16 protein-coding genes are annotated in these 16,401 nt (G+C 71.4%); 6 read left to right on the top strand and 10 right to left on the bottom strand.

All coding sequences use genetic code 11. The annotated features are described in order from the left end of the window. Window positions 1-758: MFS transporter (locus BLQ63_RS19915; RefSeq protein ID WP_143015002.1), on the top strand; the 758-nt coding region annotated here is incomplete at its 5' end. A gap of 86 nt (window positions 759-844) precedes the next feature. Here the strand turns inward: BLQ63_RS19915 and BLQ63_RS19920 are convergent. The 5 genes from BLQ63_RS19920 to BLQ63_RS19940 are packed head-to-tail and all read right to left on the bottom strand — an operon-like array spanning window position 845 to window position 5,385. After that, a complete protein-coding gene (locus BLQ63_RS19920; RefSeq protein WP_091039234.1) occupies window positions 845-1,300 on the bottom strand; it encodes a MaoC family dehydratase in 456 nt (151 codons plus the stop codon). Continuing rightward, window positions 1,297-2,781, bottom strand: coding sequence for an AMP-binding protein (locus tag BLQ63_RS19925; RefSeq protein WP_091039423.1), 1,485 nt, complete (start codon window positions 2,779-2,781; stop codon window positions 1,297-1,299). The genes BLQ63_RS19920 and BLQ63_RS19925 overlap by 4 nt, the downstream gene beginning before the upstream one ends. A gap of 2 nt (window positions 2,782-2,783) precedes the next feature. Then, window positions 2,784-3,659: an amidohydrolase family protein gene (locus BLQ63_RS19930; RefSeq protein WP_091039235.1), complete on the bottom strand. Its 876-nt coding sequence runs from the start codon at window positions 3,657-3,659 to the stop codon at window positions 2,784-2,786. Then, entirely contained in the window at window positions 3,656-4,561 is a 906-nt protein-coding gene (locus tag BLQ63_RS19935; RefSeq protein WP_091039237.1) for an SDR family oxidoreductase, read from the bottom strand. The genes BLQ63_RS19930 and BLQ63_RS19935 overlap by 4 nt, the downstream gene beginning before the upstream one ends. Continuing rightward, window positions 4,561-5,385 carry a PaaX family transcriptional regulator gene (locus tag BLQ63_RS19940; protein ID WP_091039239.1) on the bottom strand — a complete coding sequence of 275 codons (825 nt, stop codon included), beginning with the start codon at window positions 5,383-5,385 and terminating at the stop codon, window positions 4,561-4,563. The genes BLQ63_RS19935 and BLQ63_RS19940 overlap by 1 nt, the downstream gene beginning before the upstream one ends. A gap of 108 nt (window positions 5,386-5,493) precedes the next feature. Between BLQ63_RS19940 and BLQ63_RS19945 the strand changes: the two genes are divergently transcribed. From BLQ63_RS19945 to BLQ63_RS19955, 3 genes are all read left to right on the top strand, one after another. Beyond that, window positions 5,494-6,783 carry an MFS transporter gene (locus tag BLQ63_RS19945; RefSeq protein WP_091039241.1) on the top strand — a complete coding sequence of 430 codons (1,290 nt, stop codon included), beginning with the start codon at window positions 5,494-5,496 and terminating at the stop codon, window positions 6,781-6,783. A gap of 97 nt (window positions 6,784-6,880) precedes the next feature. Continuing rightward, complete coding sequence (locus BLQ63_RS19950; protein WP_091039243.1) at window positions 6,881-8,167, top strand: extracellular catalytic domain type 1 short-chain-length polyhydroxyalkanoate depolymerase; 1,287 nt, start codon at window positions 6,881-6,883, stop codon at window positions 8,165-8,167. A 107-nt stretch (window positions 8,168-8,274) separates the two neighbouring features. Continuing rightward, on the top strand, window positions 8,275-8,925 hold the full coding sequence (locus tag BLQ63_RS19955) for a VOC family protein (protein WP_091039245.1): 651 nt from the start codon (window positions 8,275-8,277) through the stop codon (window positions 8,923-8,925). A gap of 46 nt (window positions 8,926-8,971) precedes the next feature. Here the strand turns inward: BLQ63_RS19955 and BLQ63_RS19960 are convergent, their stop codons facing one another. Continuing rightward, window positions 8,972-9,763, bottom strand: a complete 792-nt coding sequence (locus BLQ63_RS19960; protein ID WP_091039247.1) for an AraC family transcriptional regulator — start codon at window positions 9,761-9,763, stop codon at window positions 8,972-8,974. A 70-nt stretch (window positions 9,764-9,833) separates the two neighbouring features. On the opposite strand from BLQ63_RS19960, the gene BLQ63_RS19965 reads away from it, so the two are divergent. Further along, window positions 9,834-10,649: a phytanoyl-CoA dioxygenase family protein gene (locus tag BLQ63_RS19965; protein ID WP_177155024.1), complete on the top strand. Its 816-nt coding sequence runs from the start codon at window positions 9,834-9,836 to the stop codon at window positions 10,647-10,649. Then, window positions 10,646-10,906 (top strand): hypothetical protein, encoded by a 261-nt coding sequence (locus BLQ63_RS19970; RefSeq protein ID WP_091039251.1) that lies wholly within the window; start codon window positions 10,646-10,648, stop codon window positions 10,904-10,906. Before BLQ63_RS19965 ends, BLQ63_RS19970 begins: the two co-directional genes overlap by 4 nt. Window positions 10,907-10,967: 61 nt before the next feature. On the opposite strand, the gene BLQ63_RS19975 is transcribed toward BLQ63_RS19970, so the two are convergent. The 4 genes from BLQ63_RS19975 to BLQ63_RS19990 are packed head-to-tail and all read right to left on the bottom strand — an operon-like array spanning window position 10,968 to window position 16,401. After that, a complete protein-coding gene (locus BLQ63_RS19975; protein ID WP_091039253.1) occupies window positions 10,968-13,385 on the bottom strand; it encodes an RICIN domain-containing protein in 2,418 nt (805 codons plus the stop codon). 31 nt (window positions 13,386-13,416) lie between these two features. Next, window positions 13,417-14,658 carry a mandelate racemase/muconate lactonizing enzyme family protein gene (locus BLQ63_RS19980; protein WP_091039254.1) on the bottom strand — a complete coding sequence of 414 codons (1,242 nt, stop codon included), beginning with the start codon at window positions 14,656-14,658 and terminating at the stop codon, window positions 13,417-13,419. A 1-nt stretch (window position 14,659) separates the two neighbouring features. Then, window positions 14,660-15,487 (bottom strand): carbohydrate ABC transporter permease, encoded by an 828-nt coding sequence (locus BLQ63_RS19985; RefSeq protein WP_091039257.1) that lies wholly within the window; start codon window positions 15,485-15,487, stop codon window positions 14,660-14,662. Beyond that, on the bottom strand, window positions 15,487-16,401 hold the full coding sequence (locus tag BLQ63_RS19990; protein WP_091039424.1) for a carbohydrate ABC transporter permease: 915 nt from the start codon (window positions 16,399-16,401) through the stop codon (window positions 15,487-15,489). Before BLQ63_RS19990 ends, BLQ63_RS19985 begins: the two co-directional genes overlap by 1 nt.

Genomic DNA, 16,401 nt, shown 5'->3' on the forward strand with positions numbered 1-16,401 from the left:
CCGCGCTCAACGCCGTCGCCTTCCTCTTGGCGGGCTTCGCCTTCTGGCGGCTGCGCGGCGACTACACCACCGCCCCGGCCAAGACGGACAAGCCCTCCGGCAGCATCCGCGCCGACATCCGCGAAGGCGCCGCGTGGGCGATGCGCCACCGGGTCGTGCGACTGCTCATCGCCCTCAGCGGCATCGCCAGCGTCGCCTACATGATCCCGTTCTCCTACCTCGTCCTCTACGCACAAAAGGAGCTGGGACTCGACGGGACCGGCTACGGCCTGCTCCTCGCCTTCTCCGCCCTGGGAGGACTGCTGGGCAGCTTCATCGCGACCAGGCTGCGCAAGCGGATCGGCTACGGCTGGTCCATCGTCGCCGCACTCGCCACCGGCGCCGTCTCGTTCGCCGTCATCTCGCTGACGACCGACATCGTCGTCGTGGCGATCGCACTCGCCGTCTACATCGCGCACGCGGTCGTCTGGAACATCATGGCCACCACCGTGCGCCAGCGGGCCACCCCCGACGCGATGATGGGACGGGTCGGCTCCCTGGGCGGTTTCGTCGGCCTGATCGGCCTCGCCCTCGGCGCCGGTGCGGGCGGCCTGCTCGCCTCCGCACTCGGCTACCGGACACCGTTCGCGATCGCCGGCGCGGTCTTCGCCGCCGCCGCTATCCTCTGCCTCGTCTCCATCCGCAGCCTCCACGAATGGGAAGACAACGAGGCACACGCAAGACCAGCGGTGTCCGGCACTGCCCGAAACCCCGCCTAGCGGGAAGAACAGGGAGCCCACCCGTAGCCGGAACGCACCGGCGAACCGCAAGCCGGGAATCTCCGTTCTTCAGGGTGGAGAGGATGTCAACGGTAGTAGCGGTAGACCGCTTGGGCGACGCAGGCCGGTTTGGCGCCGTTCTCGATCTCGACGGCGCAGTCGAGGGTGAGCTGCGCGCCGCCTTCCACCGCTTGGGTCTCGGCCACGACGGCGTGCAGGCGGATCCGGTCGCCGACCTTGACGGGGGCCGGGAAGCGGACCCGGTTGAGCCCGTAGTTGACGCTCGCGGTGACGCCGCCGATCTCGAGGAGCTCGCCGAACATGGGGATGATCAGCGAGAGCGTGAGGTAGCCGTGGGCGATGGCGGCGCCGAACGGTCCCGTCTTCGCCCGCTCTGGGTCGGTGTGGATCCACTGGTGGTCGCCGGTGGCGTCGGCGAACCGGTCCACCCGGTCCTGGAAGACCGCACGCCACTCGGTGCGGCCGAGGTCGGTGCCGGCCAGGGCGATGACCGCCGCGACGCCGTCGGTGCGATGACTCATCGGAACTCCTCTCTCAGGGTGTTGCGCAGGATCTTCCCGGTGGGGGAGCGGGGGAGCTCGTCGGCGAAGGCCACCGACTTCGGGACCTTGTACCCGGCGAGCCTGCCGCGCAGGAACGCCAGGAGTGCGGGGCCGTCCGGCGGCGCGCCGGCCGGGACGACGACCGCCTTGCCGACCTCGCCCCAGGTCGCGTCGGGCACCCCGACGACCGCGCAGTCCGCGACGCCGGGGTGCTCGCGCAGCGCCAGTTCGACTTCGGCGGGGGAGACGTTCTCGCCGCCGGAGATGAACATGTCCTTCGCCCTGTCCACGATGGATATACAGCCGTCGGTGTCGGCGACGGCGATGTCGCCGGTGCGCAGCCACCCGTCCGCGAAGGCCGCCGCCGTCTCCGCCGACCGGCCCCAGTACTCGCGCATCACGTTGGGGCCGTGGACCATCACTTCACCGCGCTGCCCGGCGGCCACCGGACGCGCCGCGGCGTCGACCACCTCGACGTCGGTGAAGAAGTGCGGCACGCCCGCCGTCCCGGCCTTGGCGGCGCTGTCCTGCGCGGGCAGGAACAGGACGCCGGGGGAGGCCTCGGTCATCCCGTAGCCCTGGCTGAAGACGATGCCGCGGTCGAGGTAGGCGCTGATCGTGGCGGCCGGGACCGGGGCGCCGCCGCACGCGAGGCGCCGCAGGCTCGACAGGTCGGCGCCCGCCCAGGACGCGCTGCGCGCCATCGCGTCGAACATGACGGGGACGCCGAACATGTACGTGACGCGGAGGTCCTCCACGAGCCGCAGCGCGCGCTCGGGGTCGAAGGCGGGCTCCAGGACCACCGTGCCGCCCTTGAGGAGCGTCGGCAGGCAGGTCATGTTCAGGCCCGCGGTGTGGAACAGCGGGGCCGCGCACAGCGTCACCTCGTCGTGGGCGAGGTCCATGTCGACCAGGACGTTCACCGCGTTCCAGGTGAGGTTGCCGTGGGTGAGCAGCACGCCCTTGGGTCGGCCGGTGGTGCCGGAGGTGTACATGATGACGAACGGGTCCTCGAGCGCCACGTTCTCGTCGATCGGGGCCGCCGGTGAGTCGGCCAGCAGCGCCTCGTATCCGAGGGGACCGGCGCCGCCGACATCGATCGTCCGGCGCACTTGCGCGCCGGGAACCGATCCGCCATGGCGGATCAGGACTTCGCTGCCGGAGTCCTCCAGGCAGTGCGCGAGCTCCGGTGCGGCCAGGCGGGTGTTGAGCGGCACGACGATCGCGCCCAGGACCCCGCCGGCGAAGAGCGCCTCGAGGAACGTGTGGTGGTTCGGGCCGAGGTAGGCGACCCGGTCGCCGCGGCGGACGCCGAGCCCGCGCAGGCCGTGCGCCAGGCGGTGGACCCGCTCGTGCAGCTCGGCGTACGTGAAGCGGCCGCCGGGGCCGACGACGGCGGTCCGGTGCGGGGTCTTGCGGGCCCGGCGCGCCGTCCACGACCCGATGCCGAAGTCGCGCACGGTCACCCCGCCCCGCTCAGGCCGAGCAGGCGCGCGGCGTTCTCCTTGAGGATGAGCGGGCGCACCTCGTCCTTGAGGTCGAGCGCCGCGAAGTCCGCCAGCCACCGGTCGGGGGTGAGCAGCGGATAGTCGGACCCGAACAGCACCTTGTGCTTGAGCAGCGAGTCCGCGTAGCGCACCAGCAGCGGCGGGAAGTACTTCGGCGACCACCCGGCCAGGTCGATGTGGACGGACGGCTTGTGGACGGCGACGGCCAGCGCCTCCTCCTGCCACGGGAAGGACGGGTGCGCCAGGACGATCGGCAGGTCCGGGAAGTCGGCGGCGACGCCGTCGAGCAGCATCGGGTCGGAGTACTTGAGCCGGATGCCCCCGCCGCCGGGCAGTCCGGCGCCGATGCCCGTCTGTCCGGTGTGGAACACGGCGGGCAGGCCCAGTTCCGCGATCGCCTCGTACACCGGGTAGAACCGCCGTTCGGACGGGTCGAAGGCCTGGAGGCTGGGGTGGAACTTGAACCCGCGGACCCCGTGGTCGGCCGCGAGGCGCCGGACCGCCCGCACCGCCGCGGCGCCGCGCCACGGGTCCACGCTGCCGAACGGGATCAACACGTCCGCGTTGCGGGCGCACGCGGCCGCGACCTCCTCGCTCGGGATCGGCGCCCGGCCGGTGGCGTGCTCGGCGTCCACGGTGAACACCACCGCGGCCATGCGGCGCTCGCGGTAGTGGACGGCGATCTCGTCCACGGTGGGACTGCGGCGCCCGTGCGCGGCGAAGTGCGCGGCGGAGGCGTCGAGCAGCTCGCCGGGGAGCGAGGTGCGCCCGTCCTCGCCGATCTCGGCGTGGACGTGCATGTCGATCGCCGTCAGCTCCGCGAGGTTCACGGCTCCTCCGGCGCTTCGACCGCGGGCACGCCGACCGTCTCGGCCCGCGGCCCGAACACGCTGGGCCACAAGGCGGCGATGTCGTCGGCGGCCCAGCCGCCGTCGCGGCAGGCGGCGACGGTCTCCTGCGGGTGGGTCCACAGCGCGAGCCGGTCGCCGCCGAGGCCGATCGCCTGGCCGGTGACCGCGGCGGCCGCGTCGGACATGAGGAACACCGGGAGCGCCCCGACGTCCTCGGGGGCGCCGAAGCCGGCTCCGGCGCGCAGCCACGCGGGCAGCGGCCGGCCCTCCTCCTCCCAGGCCCGCGCGTACGGCTCGAACGCCGGGATCGTGCGGGTCATCGCGGTGGCGGCCACCGGGATCACGGCGTTGACCGCGATCCGATCCCTCGCGCACTCCATGGCCCAGGTGCGGACCATGCCGACGATCGCGGCCTTCGCGGCCGCGTAGTTGGTCTGGCCGACGTTGCCGCGCTGCCCGGCCGGGGAGCCGACCGCGATGATCCGGCCGCCCTCGCCCTGGGCCCGCATCCGCCGCACGGCGGCCCGCACGCAGGTGAACGTCCCCCGCAGGTGGACGTCGACGACGGTGTCGAAGTCCTCATCGGACATCTTCCACAGGATCCGGTCCCGCAGCACTCCCGCGTTCGTGACCAGGCCGTCGAGGCGTCCGAACGCCGTCATCGCCGTCTCCACGAGCATCTCGGCCGTCTCGGCGGGGCCGACGGCCCCGGGCGCGGCGACGGCCTTCCCGCCCGTCTCGGCGGCCACCCGTTCGGCGGCCTCGGCGTCGACGTCGTTGACGACGACCGAGGCGCCCGCCGCCGCCAGTGCCAGCGCGTACGCCCGGCCCAGTCCCTGTCCGGCGCCGGTGACGATCGCGCTCTTGCCGCTGAGGTCCATCAGTGGTCTCCTTCGTCCGCTTCGGGAGTGGTGTCCAGGACTTCGAACGCGACGGCCCTGGCGCGGGGCTCGAGTTCGGCGTGGAGGCGCCGGAAGAGGCGCTGGGCCCGTTCGGCGGGCCAGTCATCGGGCAGGTGCCGGATCGGCAGGCGCGGGTCCTTGCGCAGCAGGTGCAGCCATTCGGCGGTGAGCAGGAGCTGGCGGGCCAGGGGGTCGGCGGCGTCGGTGTCGGGCGACCACCGCTCGATGAACCGGTGGTAGTGCTTGGCGAGCGCTTCGAGGTCCCAGGCGCTCTCGACGAGGTCGCGCACGTCGGTGGGGGCGAGCGCGCGGGCCTGGAAGACCTTGACGTGCTCGGCCGCCTCGATGCCCTCGAGCAGGGTGTCGGTGTCGACGGGGGAGGGGGCGATCCACAGTCCGCCTTGGAGGCTGCCGAATCCGGCCCACATGAGCCGCGAGCGCAGGAGGTGGCGCTGGCTGCGCTGGGATTCGGGGACGGTGAAGCCCAGGAGGGTCCAGGTGCCGTCCCAGCGGTCGTCCATGACCCCGATGCGCCAGATGCGGACTTCGCCGTCGTTGAGGATCTCGCGGGAGCGGGGGGTGAGTCCGAGGTAGACCTTGCGGCCGTGCCGGTGCCGTTTGAGGAGGCCGTGTTCGGCCATGCGGGCGAGGGTCGACCGGGCGGCGGGTTCGGCGACGCCGACGCGGGAGAGCACTTCCAGGACGCTGCCGGTGGCGACGCGCACGCCGCGGCCGAGCACGTGGCCGCCGAAGAGGGTGAGCAGCAGGCCCTGAGGGCGGACCTCACCGATGTCACTCGTCATGGAATCAGTATATGCAGATCCTTGACTGTCGTCATGTATTTACATAGATTAATTTGTAGGGACCGGCCGTCCGACCGGCCCCGCCCCCAACCCCACCGGAGGCACGCCATGTCTCGGACCGAACCGGCCACGGGGAGCCAGCTCCGCCGCGCCGTCCTCTCCAGCTACCTCGGCAGTCTCATCGAGTTCTACGACTTCCTCCTCTACGCCACCGCCGCCGCCCTCGTCTTCAACAAGGTCTTCTTCACCGACATGGACCCCCTCGTGGGCACCGTCGCCAGCTTCGGCACCCTCGCCGCCGGCTACCTCGCCCGCCCCCTCGGCGGCATCATCTTCGGCCACTTCGGCGACCGCCTCGGCCGCAAGCGCATGCTCGTGATCACCATGGCCACCATGGGCGTCGCCAGCACCCTCATCGGCCTGCTGCCCACCCACGACCAGGTCGGCGCCCTCGCACCGCTCCTGCTCGTCGCCCTCCGCATCGTCCAGGGCATCGCCCTCGGCGGCGAGTGGGGCGGCGCGGTCCTGCTGTCGGCCGAGCACGCCCGCACCCGCCGCGGCCTGTGGGCCTCGTTCACCAACGCGGGCGCGCCCAGCGGCATGGTCCTCTCCACAGTGGTCCTCGCCCTGGTCGCCGCCGGCACCACCGAAGCGCAGTTCCTCGCCTGGGGCTGGCGCCTCCCCTTCCTGCTCAGCATCACCCTCCTCGCCCTCGGCCTCATCGTGCGCTCGCGCGTCGCCGAGACCCCCGTGTTCGAGGACGCCGAGAAGGACGCCGGGGTCGCCGAACGCTGGCCCCTGCGCGAAGTCCTCCGCAACCACCCCAAGAACCTGCTCCTGGCCATCGGGATCGGCTTCGGCGTCTTCGTCGCGCAGTCCACGCTCACCGCGTTCGCCATCGCCTACGCCGTCGAGGCCGGCTTCCCCCGCGGCACCGTCCTCAACGCCCTCGCGCTCTCCTCGGCCCTGGCGGTGATCGCCATCCCCGCGTACTCGGCCTGGTCGGACCGCATCGGCCGGCGCCCGGTCGTCCTCACCGGCGCACTCGCCATGGCGGCCTTCGCCTTCGCCCTGTTCCCGATGATCGACACCGGATCGGTCCTCATGCTCACCCTCGCGGTGGTCCTCGGCCAGGCCGTCGTGCACCCGATGATGTACGGGCCCCTGGCCGCCCTCTACAGCGAGATGTTCGCGACCCGCACCCGCTACACCGGCGCCTCCCTCGGCTACCAGGTCTCCTCCACCGGCGCGGGCGCCTCACCGCTGGTGTTCGCCGCGCTCCTGGCGGGCGGGGCCGGCCCCCTCGTCCTGTCGATCGTGATCGCCGCGTGCTGCCTGCTCACCGCCGTGTGCATCCGCGCGGCCGCCGAGACCCACCGGACCGACCTGACCCGATGACCACTCCGCGCACCGCTGTATCGATCGTCGCGCATTCGACGAATGACCCGGCCGAAGCGAGCACTCGCCTCGGCACGACAGAAGGAGAGCATCCACCATGAAACGAACGAGAGCCGCGTTCGCGGCGGTCCTCAGCGGACTGCTGCTCACCGCGGCCGCCATCGCCCTCGCACCGCCCGCCGCCGCGGCCGCCCTCACCGAGGTGACCGACTTCGGCGACAACCCCGGCAACCTCCGCATGCACCTCTACGTGCCGGACGTCCGCCCGGCCGAACCGGCGATCCTCGTCGCCATGCACGGCTGCGGCGGATCGGGGACCGGGTTCTACTCGGGCTCCGAGTTCGCCGCGCTGGCCGACCAGTACGGCTTCATCGTCATCTACCCCACCGCCACCAAGCAGACGGCGATGGGCAACTGCTTCGACGTGTGGTCGGCGGCGTCCAAGACCCGAGGCGGCGGCAGTGACCCGGCATCCGTCGTCTCGATGGTCGAATACGCCCAGCAGCAGTACAACGGCGACGCGGAGCGCGTCTTCGTCACCGGCAGCTCCTCGGGCGGGATGGAGACCAACGCGCTCCTCGCGCTCTACCCGGACGTGTTCGCGGCCGGCTCGGCGTTCATGGGCGTGCCGTTCACCTGCTTCGCCAACGAGGCCGACTTCCCGCCGCAGACCAGCAGGTGCGTCAACGGCAGCATGGACCGCACCCCGCAGTCGTGGGGCGACTCGGTCCGCCAGGCCTACCCCGGCTACAGCGGACCGCGGCCCCGCGTGCAGCTCTGGCACGGCAGCCAGGACAACCTGGTCCCGTACCAGCTCCTGCAGGAGGCGGTCGACCAGTGGACGAACGTGTTCGGGCTGAGCCAGAACCCGACCGCCACCGATCGGCCGCAACCGAACTGGGAGCGCAAGCGCTACGCCGACACCGCCGGGAACGTCCAGGTCGAGGCCATCACCGCCGTCGGCGCCGGCCACAACCTGCCGCAGTCGGGCATGGCCAGGCTCGCCATCGAGTTCTTCGGCCTCCACCAGTCGGATCCGGGAGGCGGCACGACCCCGCCCGAGGAGACCACCCCGCCGCCCTCCGGCGACTGCACGGCCGCCGTCCGCGTCGTCGGCGACTGGGGCTCGGGCTGGCAGGGCAACGTCGACGTCACCGCCGGCTCGCGCGCCCTCACCGCCTGGACGCTCACCTGGACCTGGCCGGGCGGACAGACCGTCTCCAGCAGCTGGAACGCCCAGGTCAGCACCGCCGGAACCACGGTGACCGCCCGCGACGTCGGCTGGAACGGCGCCGTCGCGGCCGGCCAGACCCGCACCGCGGCATGGGGTTTCATCGCCTCCGGCAGCGCCGTCTCGCCCACCGTCACCTGCGCGGCGAGCTAGGAACACTCCGCGTCCGGGCCGGAGGAATCTCCGTCCCGGACGCGGCACCGACCGTGCCGCCTGTCCGAACCGGTGCCGTTGTCGGAGGGTGCTCCTACGATGGCGCCATGACCGTTTCCATCACTCCGAAGCAGTTCCACGAATCCGGCGGCGTCGACGACTGGCGGGTGCTGTGGTCGGTGGCGTTCGCGCTCTACCGCACGGGCGACTTCGCCACCGGCGTGCGGCTCGTGGCGGAGATCGGCCGTCTCGCCGAGGCCGCCGGTCACCATCCCGACCTGAACCTCCGCTCCGCCGTGCTCGAGGTCCGCCTGATCACCAAGGACCGCTGGTCGCTGACCGACACCGACCTCGAGCTGGCCCGGCAGATCTCCGCGGCGGCCGAGGCGCTCGGCGTCCGGGCCGACCCCGGCTCCACGCGCACCTGGGAGTTCGCGATCGACGCCCTCGACGTCGACAGGGTCCGGGCGTTCTGGTGCGCCGTGCTCGGCTACGAGACGGCCGGCGACTCCGGCATCGCCGATCCGGACGGGCTGTACCCGCCGGTCTACGTGCAGCAGATGGGCGTCATGCGGGAGGGCCGCAACCGCATCCACATCGATGTCGGCGTCCCGCACGAGCAGGCCGAGTCGCGCGTCGCCGCGGCGCTGGCCGCCGGCGGCAGGCTCGTCACCGACCGGTTCGCCCCGATGCACTGGACGCTCGCCGACCCCGAGGGCAACGAGGTGGACCTCGCCACCTGGGTCGGCCGCGACTGAGCGCGCTCCGCAGCCTTCCTCGAGCACAAGTGAGGACCGCGGACGGTCAACCCGGCCCGTCGGGCGTGGTGCCCAGGCCCCGGCGGATCGCCCTGGGCGAGGCGCCGAGCTCGTGGCGGCACGCCTTGTTGAACGCCTGGAGGTCGGCAATCCCCACCGAAGCCGCGATGGCGGGGATGGACAGGGTCGACTCGCGCAGCAGGTGCCCGGCGCGCTCGAGCCGGCGGCGCCGGATGTGGGCCACGACGGTGGCGCCGGTGGCCGTGCGGAAGAGCCTGGTGAGGTGGTTGTGCGAGACGCCCACCGCGGCGGCGACCTCCGGAACGGTGATCGGCAGCGGCAGGTGCTGCTCGATGTGGGCGAGGGCCGCGGTCACCACCTGAGGATTGCCCGCACCGTTCTCCTGGTGCGGCAACCGGACGATGCGCCACAGCGCCGCCCACGCCTCGGCGGACGCCTGCGCCGGCGACTCCGGGGCGGCGGTGATGGCGCGCCGGAACATGTCCGCCAGCATCGGCGCCGCCGACCCGGCGTCCCGCATCGCCGGCGTCACGACCTCTTCCCCCCGCCCGCCCATGCGGAGGTGGAGATAGAGGTGCTCGGACCGGCCCCGGTAGCGAAAGCGCGCCTCGACGCCGGCCGGGATGAGGCTGACGTGCCCCGGCCGGACCGCGTGCAAAGTGCCCCCGATCCACAGGTCGGCCTCGTAGTCGAACAGGTGCAGCTGCCACAGCTCGGGCAGCCGGAAGAGGTCCTCGGCGACGGTCAGGCCGTGCACTCCGATGCCGGCGCCCGTGACCCGCGGGGGCTCGTCCAGGTGAAGTCGAACGTTCTGCACAGTGAAAACCGACCACTAGTTGGTGATTACCTCCAATTGCAAGGGGGAGATTACCTCTTAGTCTCGTCGTATGACAACCACCAAGTATCTACTGACCTCGGTCGAGATGGCACGGTTCGTCGCCAACGGCTTCCACCGGTTGGACGCGGTCGTGCCGGCCGAACTCAACGAGCGGGCCATCCCCGCCTTCGACGCCGGCCAGCAGCCCGGCGTCGCCTACGGCACCCCGGTGAAGGACGCTTTCCCCGAAGGCTCGATCTCGCGGGAGCTCCTGGACCTCCCGGTCGTCGCCGGAGCCCTCCAGAGCCTCCTCGGCTCCGACCCCACGGTCGACCACCACCACGTCCACGTGCGCGAGCCGCACGAAGGCGGCGCGCAGCCCCTCCACGGCGACGCCATCATCGACACCCGCATCGACGCGTTCGACGTGCAGCTCATGTACTACCCCCAAGAGGTCACCACCGACATGGGCGGCACCCTCTCCGTCCCCGGGTCGCACCTGCGGCGCACCAACGAGTCCGACACCGGCCGCTACCAGAACCTCCGCGGCCAGACCCGCCTCACCTGCCCGCCCGGCACCGTCGTCCTGCTCCACCACGGCATCTGGCACGGCGGGCGCCGCAACGACTCCGACATCCGCCGCTACATGTACAAGATCCGCTTCAACCCGACCGTGCCGCAGGTGCGCACCTGGGACGTCGCCGACCTCGGCGACCCGGACGTCGCCCGGGAGCTCTCGGTCTTCCACCCCTGGAGCGAGCACGCCACCGCCCGCCTGGAGGTCTACAACCGCATCAAGATGTGGCGCGCACTCACCAACGACGCCTCGTTCGACATCGACTACTGGGCGACCCGCGTCGCCAACCGCCCCGGGAGGGCCGCATGAAGCAGCAAGTCCTCGTCCTCTACCTCAACACCTCCGCCCTCGACGCCGAAGTGCTGGCCTGGGCCAACTACGACGGCACCGGCCGGACCAACCCCACCACCGGCGACGGCGACGTGCCGCCCTACGAGACCGGAGTGGACGCCCTCAAGGACGGCTGGCGGCTCTTCCAGGCCTCGCAGCTCATCCCGCCCTACCCCGGCCACGAGTACGACACCTCGTTCCTCAAGCACGAGTTCTGGTTCGAGAAGATCGAATAGGCGAACCGACGGCGGCCCCGGCGACGCGCGCGTCGCCGGGGCCGCCTCGTGCCGATGCGGTCTACCCGAGGGTCCACCGCTGATTGGTCCCGCCGTTGCACCCCCACAGGATCACCTTCGTGCCGTTGGCGGTCGCCGCACCCGAGACGTCCAGGCACAGGCCGGAAGCGGCATTCGTGATGGTGCCGTCGGCATTGCGGTTCCAACGCTGATTGGTCCCGCCGTGACACGACCAGATGATCACCTGCGTCCCGTTGGCACTGCCGCCGTTCGAAGCGTCCAGGCACTTGCGGTTCGCACCCGTATAGACGCTCAGCTCGCCGGCCGCCGAATAGGTCCACTGCTGGTTCGCGCCGGTCCAGCAGTCCCAGATCTGCACCTGCGTCCCGTTCACCGTCGACTGGTTCGGCACGTCCAGGCACCGGTTCGCGGCCGCCGAACGCAATGTCCCGGTTCCGCTGCCGCCGCCGTCGCCCCCGTTCGGACCCGCGTCCTCGATGATCTGCGCGGCCGCGGCCGGGATCGACCCGGCGTTGAACGTCGTGTTGTTCCGCACGGTGTTGCCGCGCTGGCCGTCGACGAGCCCGGTGATCGCGCTGTTGGTGGTGTAGTTCCCGGTCACGGACATGTCGCCGGTGAGGTTGCTGTTCTGGTTGTTGGCATGGGCCCACTGGCCGTACGTGTTGCGGAAGACGTTGCCGGTCAGGGCGAAGTACCGCGAGCCCTCGTCGAAGTACATCCCGAGCTGCCCGCTGTTCTCGCAGTAGTTCCCGCTGACGGTGCTGTTGGGGTGCGCCGACAGCGAGTAGATGCACCCGGCGTCGAACAGCGTCTCCACGACATTGCGGACGTGGTTGCCCGTGACGTGGACGTTCTGCGAGGTCGTCGCCGTCTGGTAGATCGGCTGGAAGTCGTACAGGCCCCGGCTCAAGTACTCGGGGCTGCCGCCGGGATCGTTGGCGCCCCAGCCGAATCCGACGTTGATGCCGCTGTAGGGCATGTCGGACACGTAGTTGTGGTCGATCGTGAGCCGGGTGGCGTAGGTCCCCAGGATCGCGGCGTGGTCGAGGTACTCCAGCGCGGTGTCGTGGACGCTGTTGTCGCTGATCACGATGTCGCTGTTGAGCATCCGGGAGTCGGACGGGTGGTGCGCGTCGGGGCGCACCCCGCCCACCACGATGCCGCCGCCCGCGCTGGCGGTGAAGGTGTTGCCGGTGACGAGGATGTTCTTGGCGCCGAGTCCGACGCCGGTGCTGTGCGCGTTGGCGTCGTTGCCGATGCCCAGGCCCACCGAACCGAGGTTGGTGAACGTGTTGTCGGCGAACGTGATCCCGTCGGCGGCCGAGACCTGCACGGCGGCGGGCGTCTGCGCCCAGCCGTTGCGGGCGGCCTCGAAGCCGCGGCAGCCGGACCGGCACGAGGTGAACGCGTCGGAGGGGCGGTTCGCCTGGACGCCGGTGATGAAGGTGCCCGTCTGCTGGTTCGCGTAGCCGTTGTTCGACCCCGGGTCGAGCCACGAGGTGCCGGTGAAGGCGAGCCCGGTGAACTCGAGTGCGCGGACGGGCTGGTCGTAGGTGCCGCCGACCTCGATCAGGGTCTCCAGCCGCGGCAGCTCGACCTTCGCGTTCGCCATGTTCTGCCCGGAGAGCGGCTTGTAGTAGAGCCGCCCGGCGCTCGTGTCGAGGTACCACTCGCCGGCCTGGTCGAGGAACCGCTTGGAGTTGAGCAGGAAGAACTGCGGGTTGCGGAACGGGTTCTGGATCGCGTCGTACCCGTAGGTGTTGTTGTTCCAGGCCGGCTGCTGCATGGTCACCGTGCGCCCGCTGATGCTCTCGACCGGCGCGAACCGGTTGGTGAACGACAGCAGGGCCTGGAGTTCGATGCGCTGCTTGCTCGGCAGCGACGCCAGGTAGTCGAAGTTCCCGTTGTTGAGCGTGAACCCGGTGGCGTTGAGCGTCATGTCCGAGGGCGCGATGCCCGTGCGCGCACGCTGCGCCTGGACGCCGTCCACATAGAGCTGCCGGGTGTCGAAGCCGGTGCCGACGTCGGCCCGGTAGATCCCGGTCGCGGCGTCGTCGAGGACCCAGCCGGTGACGGCCTGGGCTCCGGTGACGACCGGTTCGGCCCCGTCCGCGGCCTGCCAGGTCACGGTGTGGCCGTTGCGGCCGGAGTCGTTCGCGTTGAACCGCAGCGGGGCGCTGAGCCGGTAGGTCCCGTCCATGAGGGTGACGGTGACGTCGCCGTCGCCCGCGGCGGCGGCCTGCCGGGCGAGCTCCTGCGCCTTGGTCAGGGTCTTGAGCGGCTGGCCGGAGGTGCCGGTGTTGTTGTCGTTGCCGGTGGGGGAGACGTAGATGTCGTGCGCGGTCTGCGCGTGTGCCGGGGACGCGCCGGGGCCGGCGAGGGCTCCGGTCACCGCGAGGAGGAGGGCCGCCGCGAGGGCGTGGACGCGGGGGAGGCGTCCGGGGGGTGAATGCCGCATTGCATTCCCTTTCCGTTGTCGGTGAGGCGCTTCAGTGCTCGGTGGCGGGTACGCGCCGGTCGGAGGGCGGTGCCTCGGTGTCCGCCCGCTCTCGGCGCGTAGGGGATCGGTCGGTCTCGGTGGTCGGCTGCGTGGTCGCGAACAGGCGCAGCCCGGCGCGTTCGGGGCGCACGCCCGGTCCTTCGGGCTTCACGGGGCGCGGGCGCAGGCCCAGCTCGGCGATGGACTCCTCGAAGACGGTGAGGCCCAGGCCGGGGGCGTCGCCGAGGATGAAGGCCCCGTCCTCGATGTCGAGGTCGGCGGCGATCCCGACGGGCGGCCGCAGGTCCTGCAGTTCGCTGACGAGGTGGTTGGGCACGGAGGTCGCGGCGTGCAGCAGTCCCACGGGGATGTTGCCGATCGGGCTGACCGGGAGGTCGTGCGCGTGGGCGAGCGCTGCGACGCGCAGGAAGTGGGTGATGCCGCCGACGGCGGCCGTCTGGACGATGTCGAGTCCGCCGGCCCTGAGGAGCGGGCGGAACTGCTCCAGCCCGGTGAGGTTCTCCCCGCTCGCCACCGCCGCATTCACACCATTGTGGACGGCGGCCATGCCCTCGGCGTCCCAGCGCCGCACCGGCTCCTCGATCCAGGTGAGGTCCACGGTGCGCTCGAGTTCGCGCACGTGGCGGACCGCCTGCTTGCGCGACCAGGTCTCGTTCGCGTCGAGCATGAGGCTCGGCCTCGCGCCGCCGCCGGCCTCGGCCAGCACCTCCCGCACCAGTGACAGCCGGTGCCGGTCCTGTTCGACGTCCATGCCGCCCTTGAGCTTCGCCGCCCGCAGGCCGCGTTCGGCGTAGAGGCCGTAGGCCGCGACGAGCTCATCGTCGCCGAGGCCGATGTCGAGCCCCGACGCGTAGGCGGGCACGACCCGGTCGCGCCCGCCGAGGAACCGCCAGAGCGGTTCGTCGGCGGCCTGCGCCTTGATGTCCCACAACGCGGTGTCGAGCGCTCCGACCGTCGCGAACACCGCGCCCGCGTGCCCAGCCTTGAAGGCGTACCGCAGCATCCGGTCGTACAGCGCGGTCACGCTCCGGGGGTCCTCGCCCTCGATCGCGGCGAAGACGCCCGCGACCTCCACGTGCGATCCCAGTCCGACGCCGGTGATGCCCTCGTCGGTGTCCACCAGGACGACCGGGAGGACGGTGACGCCGTCGGCCAGGACGCCGTTGGCGTCGCCGACGGGCCGCGCCCATTCCTGGATCGTCGTCAGCGTCCGGTAGCCGGTGATCCGCATGTCATCCCTTCGTGGAACCGGCGGTGACGCCGGAGGCGATCTGCCGCTGGAAGAACAGGTAGAGCACGAGCACGGGCACCGCCGCGATGAGCACGCCCCCGGCGAAGGTCGGGATGTCCGCCGAGTACTGGCCGCGCAGCGAGGTCACGCCGACCATCAGGGTGCGGTGCTCGGCCGAGGGCATCATGAGCAGCGCGATGAGCACGTCGTTCCAGCAGAACAGGGCGTTGAGGATGCCCACCGAGAGCAGGGCCGGCCGGCCCAGCGGCAGCATGATCCGCCCGTAGACCCCGTACGTCGAGTTGCCGTCGATCCGGGCCGCGTCGATGATCTCGGCCGGTATGCCGCTGTAATAGCTGGTCATCAGGAAGACCGTGAACGGCAGGAACTGCGCGACGTAGGCCAGGATCAGCCCGGGGTAGGTGTCGATGAGCCCGGTCTGCCCCATGGTGCGGGCGAGCGGGACCATGATGACCTGGAACGGGATGAACAGCGCCGCGAGGCAGCCGAGGAACAGCGCGCGCGAGCCCCGGAACCGCAACTGGCTCAACGCGAACCCTGCCATCGATCCGAACAGGAGCAGCAGCGCGACCGAGCCGGTGACCACGATGAGCGAATTGGTGAGGTAGCGGCCCATGTCGGCGCTGCCCCAGGCGGTGGCGAAGGCGTCCCAGCGCAGCGCCTCGGCGGGGGAGAAGCGGTCGAGGACGTACTCGTGCCGGGTCTTCATGGCGACGTTGGCGGTGAACACGAGCGGGTATATGGTGGCGATCGCCAAGGCCGCCATGGGAACGGCGACGAGCCATCTGCCGGCGCGGACCGGTGCCATCAGTCCTCCCTTCCGGAGCGTCGGAGGATGGCCAGTTGCAGCAGCCCGACCGCGAGCATCACGCAGAAGAGCACTGTGGACGCGGCCGAGGCGAGCGCCGGGCGGCTCATCTGGCCCTGCTGGAACCAGATGTAGTACTCCGGCAGGTAGGTCGAGCCTTCCGGTCCGCCGCCGGTCATGACGTAGATCAGGCCGAACATCGAGGTCAGCATCCCGATCATGGTGGTGACGACGACGAACTGGATCGTGCGCGAGAGCCCGGGGACGATCACGTGCCGGATCACGCGCGGCAGTGAAGCCCCGTCGACGCGGGCGGCGTCGATGAGCGAGGCGTCGAGCGTGGCGAACCCGGCGAGGAACACCACCAGCGCCATCCCGAACGTCGCCCAGACGTGGACGGCGACGACGGCGTAGATCGCGACGCCGGGGTCGCCGAGCCAGTCGACCGGGCCGAGCCCGACGGCGCCGAGCAGGGCGTTGGCGGGCCCGTCGAAGGCGAGCAGCAGGTTGAAGATCGCGCCGATGATGACCGGGGACAGCACGGCGGGGAAGAAGTAGACGCTCCGGTAGACCCGGTGCCCGGGCACGCGCAGGTAGATGAACGTCGCCAGGAGACCCGGGATCAGCACGGCCACAGGGAGCAGCAGCACGAGCAGGCCCACGTTCCGCATGGACTCGGTGAACAGCGGGTCGTCGAACAGGATCGCGTAGTTGTCCCATCCGACGGCCTGGCCGTTGCGGTCGCCGTCGCCGGTGAAGGAGAAGTTGACGCCGAGCGCGAGCGGATACAGCCGCAGGCCGGCGATGACGAGGACCGCGGGCGCCACGAGGACGTAGGGGGCGAGGCGTTCGGCGAGGGGGCGGCGGCGCGCCCTCCCGCGCCGAGGCCCCCGCGCCTGCCGGTGCGCCGCCAC

Source organism: Glycomyces harbinensis (genome assembly GCF_900101745.1).
Lineage (GTDB): Bacteria > Actinomycetota > Actinomycetes > Mycobacteriales > Micromonosporaceae > Glycomyces > Glycomyces harbinensis.

Bases quoted from the DNA above. Each gene is read 5' to 3' on its own strand.
- BLQ63_RS19940 (WP_091039239.1), bottom strand. From the start codon at position 5,385: ATGACGAGTGACATCGGTGAGGTCCGCCCTCAGGGCCTGCTGCTCACC.
- BLQ63_RS19975 (WP_091039253.1), bottom strand. From the start codon at position 13,385: ATGCGGCATTCACCCCCCGGACGCCTCCCCCGCGTCCACGCCCTCGCG.
- BLQ63_RS19955 (WP_091039245.1), top strand. From the start codon at position 8,275: ATGACCGTTTCCATCACTCCGAAGCAGTTCCACGAATCCGGCGGCGTC.
- BLQ63_RS19980 (WP_091039254.1), bottom strand. From the start codon at position 14,658: ATGCGGATCACCGGCTACCGGACGCTGACGACGATCCAGGAATGGGCG.
- BLQ63_RS19920 (WP_091039234.1), bottom strand. From the start codon at position 1,300: ATGAGTCATCGCACCGACGGCGTCGCGGCGGTCATCGCCCTGGCCGGC.
- BLQ63_RS19985 (WP_091039257.1), bottom strand. From the start codon at position 15,487: ATGGCACCGGTCCGCGCCGGCAGATGGCTCGTCGCCGTTCCCATGGCG.
- BLQ63_RS19935 (WP_091039237.1), bottom strand. From the start codon at position 4,561: ATGGACCTCAGCGGCAAGAGCGCGATCGTCACCGGCGCCGGACAGGGA.
- BLQ63_RS19950 (WP_091039243.1), top strand. From the start codon at position 6,881: ATGAAACGAACGAGAGCCGCGTTCGCGGCGGTCCTCAGCGGACTGCTG.
- BLQ63_RS19965 (WP_177155024.1), top strand. From the start codon at position 9,834: ATGACAACCACCAAGTATCTACTGACCTCGGTCGAGATGGCACGGTTC.
- BLQ63_RS19945 (WP_091039241.1), top strand. From the start codon at position 5,494: ATGTCTCGGACCGAACCGGCCACGGGGAGCCAGCTCCGCCGCGCCGTC.
- BLQ63_RS19970 (WP_091039251.1), top strand. From the start codon at position 10,646: ATGAAGCAGCAAGTCCTCGTCCTCTACCTCAACACCTCCGCCCTCGAC.